Origin of the sequence: Paenibacillus sp. GCM10012306 (genome assembly GCF_042649265.1) — a bacterium.
Lineage (GTDB): Bacteria > Bacillota > Bacilli > Paenibacillales > Paenibacillaceae > Paenibacillus_AQ.
Map to the genome: position 1 here is coordinate 152989 of NZ_JBHRYW010000008.1, position 12264 is coordinate 165252.

General features: G+C 48.1%; 13 protein-coding genes. 10 read left to right on the top strand and 3 right to left on the bottom strand.

Annotation, left to right across the window (positions count from 1 at the left end):
• Positions 1-32: 32 nt before the first annotated feature.
• On the bottom strand, positions 33-773 hold the full coding sequence (locus ACFORK_RS18350) for an SDR family NAD(P)-dependent oxidoreductase (RefSeq protein WP_379201553.1): 741 nt from the start codon (positions 771-773) through the stop codon (positions 33-35).
• Positions 774-906: 133 nt separating this feature from the next.
• Between ACFORK_RS18350 and ACFORK_RS18355 the strand changes: the two genes are divergently transcribed.
• The 5 genes from ACFORK_RS18355 to ACFORK_RS18375 all read left to right on the top strand — a co-directional run bounded on the left by ACFORK_RS18355 (position 907) and on the right by ACFORK_RS18375 (position 5934).
• Positions 907-1803, top strand: coding sequence for a LysR family transcriptional regulator (locus tag ACFORK_RS18355; protein WP_379201555.1), 897 nt, complete (start codon positions 907-909; stop codon positions 1801-1803).
• Between the two features lie 75 nt (positions 1804-1878).
• Complete coding sequence (locus ACFORK_RS18360; protein ID WP_379201557.1) at positions 1879-2205, top strand: hypothetical protein; 327 nt, start codon at positions 1879-1881, stop codon at positions 2203-2205.
• A 49-nt stretch (positions 2206-2254) separates the two neighbouring features.
• Positions 2255-2875, top strand: coding sequence for a hypothetical protein (locus tag ACFORK_RS18365; RefSeq protein WP_379201559.1), 621 nt, complete (start codon positions 2255-2257; stop codon positions 2873-2875).
• Positions 2876-2958: 83 nt separating this feature from the next.
• Positions 2959-5154 (top strand): alpha-galactosidase, encoded by a 2196-nt coding sequence (locus ACFORK_RS18370; RefSeq protein ID WP_379201561.1) that lies wholly within the window; start codon positions 2959-2961, stop codon positions 5152-5154.
• Positions 5155-5373: 219 nt separating this feature from the next.
• Complete coding sequence (locus tag ACFORK_RS18375; protein ID WP_379201563.1) at positions 5374-5934, top strand: TetR/AcrR family transcriptional regulator; 561 nt, start codon at positions 5374-5376, stop codon at positions 5932-5934.
• A 116-nt stretch (positions 5935-6050) separates the two neighbouring features.
• Here ACFORK_RS18375 and ACFORK_RS18380 read toward each other — a convergent pair whose 3' ends face one another.
• Positions 6051-6668, bottom strand: a complete 618-nt coding sequence (locus ACFORK_RS18380; RefSeq protein WP_379201565.1) for a nitroreductase family protein — start codon at positions 6666-6668, stop codon at positions 6051-6053.
• A gap of 519 nt (positions 6669-7187) precedes the next feature.
• Between ACFORK_RS18380 and ACFORK_RS18385 the strand changes: the two genes are divergently transcribed.
• The 4 genes from ACFORK_RS18385 (at position 7188) to ACFORK_RS18400 (ending at position 10451) form a co-directional block, all read left to right on the top strand.
• A complete protein-coding gene (locus ACFORK_RS18385; protein ID WP_379201567.1) occupies positions 7188-7814 on the top strand; it encodes an SGNH/GDSL hydrolase family protein in 627 nt (208 codons plus the stop codon).
• A gap of 204 nt (positions 7815-8018) precedes the next feature.
• Positions 8019-9017 carry a YhfM domain-containing protein gene (locus tag ACFORK_RS18390; protein ID WP_379201569.1) on the top strand — a complete coding sequence of 333 codons (999 nt, stop codon included), beginning with the start codon at positions 8019-8021 and terminating at the stop codon, positions 9015-9017.
• 152 nt (positions 9018-9169) lie between these two features.
• Complete coding sequence (map, locus tag ACFORK_RS18395) at positions 9170-9916, top strand: type I methionyl aminopeptidase (RefSeq protein ID WP_379201571.1); 747 nt, start codon at positions 9170-9172, stop codon at positions 9914-9916.
• A gap of 112 nt (positions 9917-10028) precedes the next feature.
• Complete coding sequence (locus ACFORK_RS18400) at positions 10029-10451, top strand: Rrf2 family transcriptional regulator (protein WP_379201573.1); 423 nt, start codon at positions 10029-10031, stop codon at positions 10449-10451.
• Between the two features lie 123 nt (positions 10452-10574).
• Here the strand turns inward: ACFORK_RS18400 and ACFORK_RS18405 are convergent, their stop codons facing one another.
• Positions 10575-11024: an amidohydrolase family protein gene (locus ACFORK_RS18405; RefSeq protein ID WP_379201576.1), complete on the bottom strand. Its 450-nt coding sequence runs from the start codon at positions 11022-11024 to the stop codon at positions 10575-10577.
• A gap of 146 nt (positions 11025-11170) precedes the next feature.
• Here ACFORK_RS18405 and ACFORK_RS18410 point away from each other — a divergent pair, with 146 nt between their 5' ends.
• Complete coding sequence (locus ACFORK_RS18410; protein ID WP_379201578.1) at positions 11171-12022, top strand: GNAT family N-acetyltransferase; 852 nt, start codon at positions 11171-11173, stop codon at positions 12020-12022.
• Positions 12023-12264: the final 242 nt, after the last annotated feature.

Sequence of the window (12264 nt, forward strand, 5' to 3'; positions counted from 1 at the left end):
TAGGGAGTAGTGGGGGCTAGATGAATGTATCTTTATAAGGTTTGGCCGCTGTCTATAGTGATGATCTGCCCAGTCATTGCTTCCTGCTCCAGAGCGGCGCAAATCAAGTTGGCGATCTCTCCGGGTTCTGCAATACGCTGCAGGAGCAGGTTGGGTGCTAACTTCTGCATTTGCTCTTCTTGCCCGTTCCACCAGCGTGTTGCGACAGCTCCTGGCACTACACAGTTGACGCGAATATGAGGGGAGAGGGCTCGGGCCAGAGATTTGGTCAGCCCATGTACGGCTGCCTTTGATACGGCATAGGGCAGGGAAGAGCCCAACCCGGTCTTACCGGCGATGCTGCCGACATTGACGATGGCGCCTTGGCCATTTTGTCGCATATAAGTTGCCACTGCTCTAGCACAGAAGAACATGCTTTTGACATTGGTGTCGTAGAGCTCGTCCCAAACCTCTTCGGTAGCAGCTTCCAGATCAGTAAATGGAATATGTCTGGTGATCCCGGCGTTATTAACGAGAAGATCAACGGTGCCGAACCTCTTCACCACATCTGCTACCATGTCCCGTACTTCCTGATCATTAGCGACATTGGCCTGTATGGCATAAGCCTGACCACCCTGATTCATAATCAAGCGGACAGTTTCCTCCGCTTCGGCCTTGGAGCGGCTATAGTTGACAGCAACAGCTGCACCGCGCTTCGCCAGTTCCAGAGAGGTAGCTCTACCGATCCCTGTTCCGCCTCCGGTTACAATCGCTATTTTATTTTTCAATTCCATGGGGCTTCTCTCCTTGTTAGTGTTGTGGATATATATTATTTTATAGCTGTGATGGAATTATGTATAATTGAATGATCTGAATCGTTCGTTCATTTTTTTTGAATTCAATACTGAGGAATGGTGAGGAAGCGGGATGGATATTAAAGCACTGAAAACCTTTCAGACGATTGTCAGCACTGGTAGCTTCAATCGTGCAGCCGAGGAGCTGAATTATGCTCAATCGACTGTGACTATGCAAATACAGAAGCTAGAGGCAGAACTGGGTGTACAGTTACTTGAACGTGGCAAACAAATCGTGCTGACAGAGGCGGGGCGGTTATTCCATGAACAGGGACGGCAGATTATTAAGGATATAGAGCGGTTGGAAAGCGACTTGGCGGGGCTGCATACCGGTGATGCCGGGAGCGTACGGATGGGCGTTACAGACCCGACAGCTACTTATCGCTTGCCTGATCTGTTGAAGACTTTTCTTAACGACTATCCCAAGGTGGAGGTTGAGGTGGAAATCGCCAGCACACAGGTGCTGAGTGAGCAGCTACTGCGCGGGGAGCTGGATTGGGCATTGTGTTCTGCCCCGGAGCTGGTCACTGGGCTTTATTTTGAGCCGCTGTTCACTGAGCGATTCTTGCTGCTCTTGCCGGAAGGACATCCTTTGGCTGCCAATCAGCGTATTACCCCGGAAGACCTGCGGGAACACCGTATTCTGATTACGGCAACCCATTGCCCTTATCGCAAAAAGCTGGAGAGTGTCCTGCAGGAATCCGGCGGCGCTCCACTGCATACAATGGTCATCGGTAGCATGGTAGCGCTAAAAGATTATGTTGCTGCCGGTCTTGGGATCGCCCTTATTCCAGCGGTAATGCTAAATCCGTTACCAAACGGTACGGTATCCCGACAACTGGCTGGAGCCCAGATCGATATGAGCTGCGGACTCCTGTGTAAGACGGCAGATTATCCATTGGTAAGAGCCAGCGCCAAGCTATACAATTTTATACGTCAAGAGCTGAAGGAGCAGCCTGAATCTTATTGATTGGTGGAAGACCGGAGTTGTTTTGATTTACAGATTGTCCCAAATGCTCTATTGTTCAGATAAGGAGGGATGGATATGAACGAATTTGATCGGCCGTACACGGGAAGAAGCACTAAAAGGGGTGGGGCAGGCAGATTTTTTTTATTCCTTATTGTGCTGTTAGTTGCTTTGTTGGCTACGAATCCTGGTAAAGAGGATTTTGTGGATTATGCCATTAAAAATGTAAATGTAGAGAGCGGAGGTAAACTGGCAGAAGGAATCGCCAATATGATCGGCAAACCTGTGCTGAACACGCTCACAGAACGGGAAAACTACTTTTTGTTCTCTATTTTCAAGCTGCCTGGTCTGGATGCCTCCAATCGCTATTTGGGGATATTCAAATTACTCTTCATTAAACTCTAATACTGCCCATGGATACTATGAAAGACAACGAAGAGGGGAGCAACAAGGGATGAATCTATTCCAACTGAAGTCAGGGGAAGCAGAAAAGCAGTGGCTAAAGGGTTTTTTGGAAGATCATTATGTATGCATCGGCTATCCGGGTGTTGGTGATCTGGAGGGGATTGGCCGGGATGAACTAGATGATAGACTGCAGCAGGCATACGGTTATCAGGGCCAGGAGCTGGCAGAGCATGCCGAGGTCGTGGGCATGTTTGTCCATAATATGCAGGATGGAGATTATCTGCTTGTTGCAGACGGAGACTGGGTACACCTGGGCGATCTCGGCGATTACTTTTATGATGAACGTTTCGACACAGCGGAAGATGGTAGATGCCACCGGCGCGGAGTAACCTGGCTGACCAGCATTCCATACGCAGCTTTGAATTCTGTGGTACAAGCACTGCTCGCTGAAGAATCAACAGTCTCAATGTTCCAGGAACCGATTGCCGCTGCGCGTTTGGAGCTTTGGATTAGGAATACAGAGACGTCCGGAAATCTCCTGAATAAGGGAGTTCATGTGGAGGAAGAGACACTGGCCGAAGCGCTTGATATTCTGAAAAAAGCACTGAAGAGTCCCGATGCGGAGCGGCGTGAACGGGCAGCCATTGCAATATTGCAATATGCCAAGTGAAATATTACTATATCGTAAATGAAGCGATTTCATAATATAATGGAGGTTGATTGATTACTAGCATAACATCTACGGAGGGTATTATGGGAATTCAATATCTTGCAGACGAACGTATTTTTCATCTCCAGACTAAAGAAACCAGCTATGTTATTCAGCTTCTCCATACCGGAGTCCCAGCACATGTATATTGGGGCCGCAAGATTCGTTCCGGCGCATTGTCATCGATTCTGAAGCGCACAGAGCGTTGTTCCTTCTCACCAAGTCCGTTCCCGGACGATATGACGCTCTCATATGATACGCTTGCTCAGGAATATCCATCATACGGAGTGGGCGATTTCCGCAATCCGGCCTATCAGATTCAGGCTGAGAATGGAACCACCGCCTCTGAGGCTCTGTATGACAAACACCGTATTTATAAAGGGAAGCCTGCCTTGGAAGGACTCCCAGCTACGTATACAGAACATGAAGATGAAGCAGAGACCTTGGAGCTTGAACTGGTTGACGCTGTTGCGGGACTCCGCATTATTTTGTCCTATACAGTATTTGAGGAATTGAATGCTGTTACTCGTTCTGTTCGTTTTGTGAACGAAGGACAGGCCTCTCTCAAATTGCTGCGTGGATATAGTATGAGCGTAGATTTCCGTACTTCGGATTACGAACTGCTGCATTTGTCCGGAACATGGACACGTGAGCGTTATATTGAGCGCAGAGCGCTTGCTTCCGGCATGCAGGGAGTAGAGAGCCGCAGAGGATCGAGCAGCCATAACCACAATCCATTCGTAGCCCTGCTGTCCCATGGTGCAGATGAGGATCACGGTGAAGTGTATGGCGTCAGTCTGGTATACAGCGGAAGCTTCTCCGCGCAGGTAGAAGTGGATTCTTACAAGACGACTCGTTTGTCTATGGGGATTAATCCATTCGATTTCAACTGGCTGCTGGAAGCCGGACAGTCGTTCCAGACTCCGGAAGCGGTGATGGTGTTCTCCCCGGATGGCATCGGAGCGATGTCCAGAACCTATCATAAGTTGTATCGTACCCGCTTGGCTCGTGGTATTTACCGTGATCGCACCCGTCCGGTGCTCGTTAACAACTGGGAAGCAACTTACTTCGACTTCAATGCGGAGAAGATCGAGAACATCGCCCGTGTTGGTGCTGAACTGGGAATCGAGCTGTTCGTATTGGATGACGGCTGGTTCGGACAACGTGATAACGACCGTAGCTCGCTCGGCGACTGGTTCGTTGACCGGAAGAAGCTGCCGGAAGGTCTGGGCGATCTGGCAGAGCGCGTGAATAAGCTGGATATGCAATTCGGTCTCTGGTTCGAGCCGGAGATGATTTCCCCGGACAGCGAACTGTACCGTAAGCATCCAGACTGGTGTCTGCATGTGCCGGATCGTCGCCGTACCTTGGGCCGTACCCAATTGGTGCTGGACTTCTCCCGTGAGGATGTGTGCCAGGCTATTGGCGATCAGATCGTGGAAGTGCTGCGCAGCGCACCGATCACTTATGTTAAATGGGACATGAACCGCAATATGACCGAGATTGGCTCTGCGCTTTTGCCACCGGAAAGACAACGTGAGACAGCGCACCGTTATATGCTGGGTCTGTATGGCATGTTGGAGCGGATTACTTCTGAATTCCCGAATATCCTGTTCGAGAGCTGCTCCGGCGGTGGCGGACGTTTTGACCCAGGTATGCTGTATTATATGCCGCAAACCTGGACAAGTGATAATACAGATGCAGTCAGCAGACTCAAAATCCAGTACGGAACCAGCATAGTCTACCCGATTAGCTCCATGGGCAGTCACGTCTCTGCCGTTCCGAACCATCAGGTGCACCGCTCCACTTCCCTGGAAATGCGCGGGCATATCGCGATGTCAGGAAACTTCGGGTATGAGCTGGATCTGACCCAATTTACGGAAGAAGAGAAGGCTGCTGTGAAAGAACAAGTGGCTCTCTATAAAGAGCTGCGTTCCCTGGTTCAGTTTGGGGAGCAGTACAGACTGCTTAGTCCTTTTGAAGGTAATGAAACAGCCTGGATGATTGCTGCTGAGGACAAATCCGAAGCTGTAGTGGTGTATGCACGTGTGCTTGCCGAGCCGAATGATCCGCTTCATTATCTGCGTCTGAAAGGCCTTGATCCAGAGGCTGATTATGAGTGGGTTGAAGGCGGAGGCGTATATGGCGGGGATCTGCTTATGTATGCCGGATTGCCACTGCCTGATCTTCACGGAGACTTCCAAAGCGTTCTCTGGCGTTTTAGAAAAGTGCAAGGGTAATTTGATATAGCCAAGCCTTATATAAGGCCCCAAAAGATGACTTCCGATATTTCGGAAGTCATCTTTTCATTAATAGACTAAACCTGTTATTATTTTTATAAACCTTAAAATTGAAGTTGGAATCCAGTGCTTGACTACTCGTGTGAACTTATCAACCTTCCATTTGGAAGGCTTAATCCGAATATTGAGTTGGCGCAAGAAACAGAGAGGATGTATGAATTGGGGAAAAGAGAAGATATCACTGATGCCACGCTGGATTTGATTGACGAGCTTGGATTGCAGTCGGTTACGATTGCTCAGATCTTGAAAAAGGCAAAGGTAGGCTCGGGCACGTTATTTAATTATTTTCGAACAAAGGACGAGCTGGTCCACGAAGTATACAGGTTGGCAAGAAATAAGATGGGCTATAGTCTGCTAGAGGGTTATGACCCCACTGCCAGTCTGTATGAGCGCTTTACCAGTCTTCATCGGAATCGAATACGCTTTGGAATGAAATACCGCAAGGAATTTCTGTTCAGCGACAGCTATTCCTTCTCGCCATATATACCACCGGAATTGCGTAATATGGATGAATCGGGTGAGATCCAGGAGATCATGTCCATCTTGTCCGAAGGACAGAAGCAAGGTCTGATCCGCGATATGGATGCCCGGTTGTGTCATCAGATTACCTATGGGATTGTAGCTTCGGTGTTAAAGGGCTATTATATTCAAAAATATGATCTGGATGAAAAGAGGGAGAAGGAGACGCTGGAAGCTTGCTGGAAAGCGATTAAGCTGTAATGAAGCGTCTAAAGTCAATAAAACCCGCAGAGCAGGGGACTTTGTCAAAGTCACTCCGCCTGCGGGTCTTTTTTAATTAATTACTAAAGCTAATCCCATTACTTCAAGCTATCGGCTCAAAAAAATTCAACAAACTCATTAACCGGCTTGCGGTACCCGCGTGGTCTAATCTTGTGCTGGTTGTCCTTGCCGATGGTGATCAGTAAGACCGGAACGAGGTTGTCCGGCAGATTCAGGACTTGTGCTACAGCGGCCGGATCGAATCCGATCATCGGGCATGTATCCCAGCCTTTGTCTTTGGCGATCAACATGAACTGCATGGCAGATAGGGAGGCATTGCGGATGGCTTCATCGCGCTGGAAGGCCTCATTGCCGATATAAGCACCGTTAATGGACTCAATTTGCTGATCATATTCCTCTTCGGACATCGCACCGAGAAGCTTAAGTCCGCTATAGATTTCCGGAGCCTGGAGATACGCATGTTTATCGCCCAGCACGACGATGACGGCGGATGCGGTATGGGTTTTGTATTGACCGTAGGCGGCCTCACGAATCTGTTCCTTCATCTTTTCACTGGCAACGACTTTGTAGTGAGTATGCTGCAGGTTATAAGCAGATGGAGCTAAGCGGGCTAGCGAGAACATTTCCTCCAGTTCTTGCTGGGGAATCTTGATGCCTTCCACAAAATTGTTAGCCGATCTACGGGATTGAACCAAATCTGTAAATGTACTCATGTTGAACGCCTCCGATAGGTATATGTAGTGGTTAATAATCAACAGCTAGTATTAAATAATAAACTTACTATTAGTTACTTACTTAAAGTATCACACCTTTTGTTGTCCGTCAATGAAGAAATATACTTTTTTTTTGAAAAATAGATCTATATAGACTGAACTAAAAAACTTAACATAAGGCGAGAGGAATGGAGGGGGATTTTGGAACTATAAGGAGCGATAGCGACCGCCTAAAAGCTTTCCAAAGGAAAGCTCGCACCCGTAAGCATAGGCTGTCTCCAGATTTGATCCGCTAACAGCGGCCGGAAGTCCAAACATTCACCGCAGTGACGACCTTACCTCAAGAAAATTCTAAGTTCAATATATATGCATCTTAAATGCAATATTTTCACTATGAAAGCGTATGACATTTTTGATAAGGTTCTGCTATAATAGACTTCGCTAGAGGTGATCGGCTGGAAGGAAAGGCCGGGATCGGTCGCGCTATGCTACAGATGCAGTCAGAGGAGGATATTATTCATGGATTTTCAGAAAAATGACGTCATCCTGTTCCAGGGCGACAGTATTACAGATGCAGGACGTAATTATGAAGACGCTTTATCGCTGGGCACAGGCTATCCTTTATTGATCGCCAGTCAGCTTGGACATCTCTATCCAGAGAAGAACCTCACCTTCCTTAACCGGGGCATTAGCGGCCACCGTGCTGTAGATTTGCAGGGACGTTGGGATAAAGATTGTCTTGATCTGAAGCCGACCTGGGTCTCCATTTATATCGGGATTAATGACACTTGGCGCCGTTACGATTCCAATGATGCGACATCGGTGGAGAAGTTCGAAGCTGCCTATCGTGATCTGATTGAACGTACGAAGAAGACGCTTGATGCGAAGCTGGTGCTGGTTGAGCCGTTTGTATTGCCTGTGCCGGAAGACCGTAAGGGCTGGCGCGAGGACTTGGACCCTAAAATCCATGTGGTGCGTGAGCTTGCCCGTGAATACGGAGCGCTGCTGGTTCCACTGGACGGCCTGTTCGCTGCAGCGTCGGCCACAGCTGAGTCTGCCTACTGGGCGCCGGATGGTGTTCACCCGTCTCCTGCGGGTCATGGCCTTATTGCCGATGCTTGGTTGAAGGCGGTTGGCGCGGAGTAATCACAGGCTAGACGGGTTGTTGTATTGAACTACATATAACTCATAAACCAAAGACTGAATCCGGCCCAAGTGACCGATTCAGTCTTTTTTTGCACCTGCGGATAATGTTTTGCCAGACAAAATTTCATTCGGGGAGTTTATCGTTTATAATGGACTGTACAGTTTTTTTGGAGGTGATTTTCCATTCGCCGTTTCTTTCTAATCGTGTCACTACTTGCTGTGATCGTGTTAAGCGGGTGCCAAAACGCTTTTGGATATATTAATGCGAAGTGGATTCACGAAATCAGCCTGGCCTATCATCAACTGGACCAACAATCGGAACAGCAAGCAGCGCTCGTTGAGTCGAAGTCCATCTCTGATGCTGCACTGATCAAAACTGTAGCGGAGGCGATGAACAAAAGCAAGCGAATTCAAGGCGAACTTGATTATGAACCTGATTTTTCAATGAAGCTGGTTTACGGGGATGGATACACCGAAGAATATGCCCTCGGCCTTGGAGAAGAGAAGGGGCATAAGGGACTGCTCGTCGCCTCCGTTAACAGCGGTAAAGGCTATTCGATCCCGGTGAAATATGCCGACAAGCTCCGGGACGTGATATTCCGGCCGGAGGGTTCGGATGTTGAACAACCGGCTGCAAGCTCCGTTCAAGCTGCTGTTGCCGTAAAAGGGCCAGTCACCTTATCCCGGAATGAGCTGTTCCCGCTAACGGGACGGGAGGAATACTTGAACCTGCGTCTTCTTCAAGGGCAATACAGTGAGGATTGGGCTACGAAAGGGCCGTTCTCGGGAAAAAACTGGAGCGGGACGTTCGAACTGGTTGTTACCGATGCAGAGGACAAGGTGCTGAGCACGTTTCCGTTGAGTCGTCATTTTCAAGAGGGGCTGGAATTCCAGAGCTTCTTTCAGCTGGAGTTCGGTGATTACAATGACGACGGCGATCCCGATTTCACTATCGGACAGTATGGTTCGAGCAATGGTTACTTCTTCAAGCTGTTCTCACTAGGAAAGGATCATGTCATCCGGGAACTTCCTATCCAGCCAACTGGCGAGATGTTTATCAGCAGTCCAGAGAGATATTCCGTTAAGCTAGACCAGGCGGATAAGACCAGCTTCAAGACAACGTATTACGACAACTCGGTAGGGCAGGAGCTTCACGCCCTGTACCAATGGAATGGGACAGAATTTCAGCGGGTCGCTCCATGACGCAGACTGTGGGATTCTTTTCTCCATACATAAAGGTAAATGGCAGGATCCAGCTTAAAGTAGAAGGAAAACATGGAGCATTGCCGCATATGATGGGGTAAAGCAGGAATGCAGCATAAAGAGATTTTAGCGTGTGAGAGGAATGTGAACTAATGATATGTAATACAACGAAAGATTTGGAAGGTCTGAAGGCAATTGGGAAAGTGGTGGGCCACACCATTGCCGAGATGAAAAAGAGTGTTGTGCCGGGAATGACCACGCGTGAGCTCGATGAGATTGGCGCGAAAATTATGAAAGAGGCCGGGGCGGCGTCAGCTCCCCAAGTGACGTACAATTTTCCAGGAGCGACCTGCATCAGTGTTAATGAGGAGGTGGCCCATGGTATTCCTGGCTCCAGAGTGATTCAGGCCGGGGATCTCATCAACATTGATGTTTCCGCCGAATTGAACGGGTATTTCGGAGATGCAGGGGTGTCCTTCCAGCTCCCGCCCTATAATGAAAAGCTTCAGCATTTGTGCCGCAGCACCGAAGAAACGATGATGAGCGTGATTAACCATCTCCGGGCCGGCATGAAGGTCAATGAGATCGGCAGAGTCATGGAAAGAGAGGCGCGTAAACGTGGATACAAGGTGATCCGTAACCTTTGCAGCCATGGCATTGGCAAATCCCTGCATGATAAGCCGAATGAAATTTTGCCTTTCTATGAACCTCGTGTAACCACCGTTCTAAAAGAAGGGCAAGTCATTACCGTGGAACCATTCCTCTCCACCGGTGCGGAGTATGTAGATCCGCAAGCGGATGGATGGACACTCAGTGTTGCGGATGACAGCCGGGTGGCGCAGTATGAACATACTATTATCGTGACCAAAGGCGAGCCAGTGATCCTGACGCGTGCTTAATAACCAGGGCCCACTCTTCTCATAAGGTTGACAATGGAGTAGAATGTAACTATTACTGTTGCATTGAAAATGACGCCCTTATCTGAGAATGCTACTGTGAGGAGAGATCAACATGAACATCAGCACCCGGTTTGCGGTTGCTATTCATATTCTGACTTTGATTGACAGCAACAAGGATGGCAAAAGCACTTCGGAGTGGATTGCCAGCAGTGTCAACACAAATCCCGTGGTGATCCGGCGGATCACAGGGATGTTAAATAAAGCGGGTCTTGTGGATGTGCGCCCGGGAGTGGCGGGTGCCAAGCTGGCGCGCGACCCTGAGCAGATTACCTTGCTTGAGATTTATAAAGCGGTAAATGCGGTGGAGGAAGGCTCTCTATTTGCCGTCCATGAGCATCCGAACCCTGACTGTCCGGTTGGCAAGAACATCGCCGGAGCGATTGTGCCGGTCTTTGCCCGTGCGCAAACAGCGATGGAGAGTGTACTGCAGGGCGTTACTCTTGCCGAGATTGCCAATGAAATGCCGGTTATCTGAGCAATGGAATAGAGAAGGATACATGTAAGACCAGCGATATGTGAGACACAAGCGCTGGTCTTTTTTTCGCTGCGGGATTGATGTAAGAAACCTAAAGTCCTTGACTGCCACTGTAAACTATCGTTAATGGTTAGTAGAATACATAATTTCACCTTCCTTCATGACGAATTTCACCTTTCGTAGATTGTCTATATTGACGAGGGGATCTCCTTCAATGACAAATAGATCAGCCTTCTTAGAAGTTTCGATCGTTCCAATCTCGTGAGATAGGTTACATATCTTTGAACCGACGGAAGTTGCTGCTACGATAATTTGCATCGGTGTAAGGCCGGCTTCACTTAACAAGCGGATTTCTTCCCACGGCATTCCTAGCCTGTACCATGGTTTTTCTTCTTCGATAAAGTCATCACCCAGGCCAACTTCTCCACCTGCTTGTACAAACCTTCGGACATTATCCAGCCCTTGTTTTAATAGCGGGACTCCTAATTTGTCTTGGAGCATTTTTAATACAGTGAGTGTGGGTACTATCCGAACGTTTTGGTCTACCATCTGCCGTATCAAGTCATTGTCCAAATGATTTCAAGAATCTCCTGATTAAGCTGAGGCAGTCCGAATGTGCTGGGGTCATATCCGTCGATAAGCTATCTTTTGAGGAATGGGAGAACTTAACTCGCAATTATAATTCTACAACACCGCAATAAAAATGGAGGGATCCAAAGTTGACGAATATATCAGATATCCGATACGAGCCTTTCAGTCACACAGAATATAATGCTGTCAGAGAGTTGTTAAGCTATGACGCCGATGCCGGTGAAAACCTCCTCCGGGTGCTTGCTGAAGAACCAGAGCTGTTTATCACCGCGTTTATTGAGGATGAGCTGGTTGCGTTAGCCCAGGTGAATGAGCCTGTAGTTCAGTCTTATTTAACTGTATTTGTTGCTCCGCAGTTTCGCAGGCGGGGAATTGGTTTTGAAGTGGTGAAGTATGCGGAGAATAGATTGCGAGCGGGTGGCACCCAAAAGGTTAGAAGTTCCTTTCGTTCCGGTCACGAAGCATCTTATGCCTTTGCACGCAAGCTAGGCTATGATCCATACTTTGCATCGGCTTATATGCAGCGCACCGGTGATCCCTTCCCCCTAAACGAGCACTCTGTGAGACAGTATGTGGACAGTGACTATATGGACAGTCAGTCGCTGTATGCCAGAGCTTTTCATGAAATGCGCGTTCGTGTCGGACGATTTCCTGATTCGGTGATTGCCCAGCCTAGTGAACAGGAAAGAAGTGCATGGAAAGAGGATGCCGAGGATCGCTTTGTCTACATCATGAATGGGGAAATCGTCGCTTATAGCCATATTTGCGGTAATGAAATTAGCAGTGTCTCCGTCCGTACAGACTTACATCGACAAGGCATTGGCAGAAAGTTTGTGATGTATTTATGCAACGAGATCTATCGCCGTGGGCACACAGACATTACCCTTTGGTGTGTTGTCGGGAACGATGCTGAAAATCTGTATGACAGCCTTGGCTTCAAGCAAAAGTATACGATGGAATTTGTGCGGAAAACGTTGTGATTTTTACTGCATTCTCTAAAGTCATGAAATGGCTACTGGGAATGCTTTTTTTAAAAAATATAAGAATCTATATGTTTTGCGCTATAAATCATCCTTATATTTCTCGCTGAAACGGATACTGTCCCTTAAAGGACGGAAAAGCCGTTGCTACTTGCATGTTTTCGTGGAGGTAATTGACAAACTTATGGAATGTTACTATACTAATTATAGTTAGTGTGTAACTTTGTTGGTTACAAACATAC

Excerpts from the sequence above, each read along its gene's own strand:
- ACFORK_RS18350 (WP_379201553.1), bottom strand. The coding sequence starts at position 773 with ATGGAATTGAAAAATAAAATAGCGATTGTAACCGGAGGCGGAACAGGG.
- ACFORK_RS18355 (WP_379201555.1), top strand. The coding sequence starts at position 907 with ATGGATATTAAAGCACTGAAAACCTTTCAGACGATTGTCAGCACTGGT.
- ACFORK_RS18360 (WP_379201557.1), top strand. The coding sequence starts at position 1,879 with ATGAACGAATTTGATCGGCCGTACACGGGAAGAAGCACTAAAAGGGGT.
- ACFORK_RS18365 (WP_379201559.1), top strand. The coding sequence starts at position 2,255 with ATGAATCTATTCCAACTGAAGTCAGGGGAAGCAGAAAAGCAGTGGCTA.
- ACFORK_RS18370 (WP_379201561.1), top strand. The coding sequence starts at position 2,959 with ATGGGAATTCAATATCTTGCAGACGAACGTATTTTTCATCTCCAGACT.
- ACFORK_RS18380 (WP_379201565.1), bottom strand. The coding sequence starts at position 6,668 with ATGAGTACATTTACAGATTTGGTTCAATCCCGTAGATCGGCTAACAAT.
- ACFORK_RS18385 (WP_379201567.1), top strand. The coding sequence starts at position 7,188 with ATGGATTTTCAGAAAAATGACGTCATCCTGTTCCAGGGCGACAGTATT.
- map (WP_379201571.1), top strand. The coding sequence starts at position 9,170 with ATGATATGTAATACAACGAAAGATTTGGAAGGTCTGAAGGCAATTGGG.
- ACFORK_RS18400 (WP_379201573.1), top strand. The coding sequence starts at position 10,029 with ATGAACATCAGCACCCGGTTTGCGGTTGCTATTCATATTCTGACTTTG.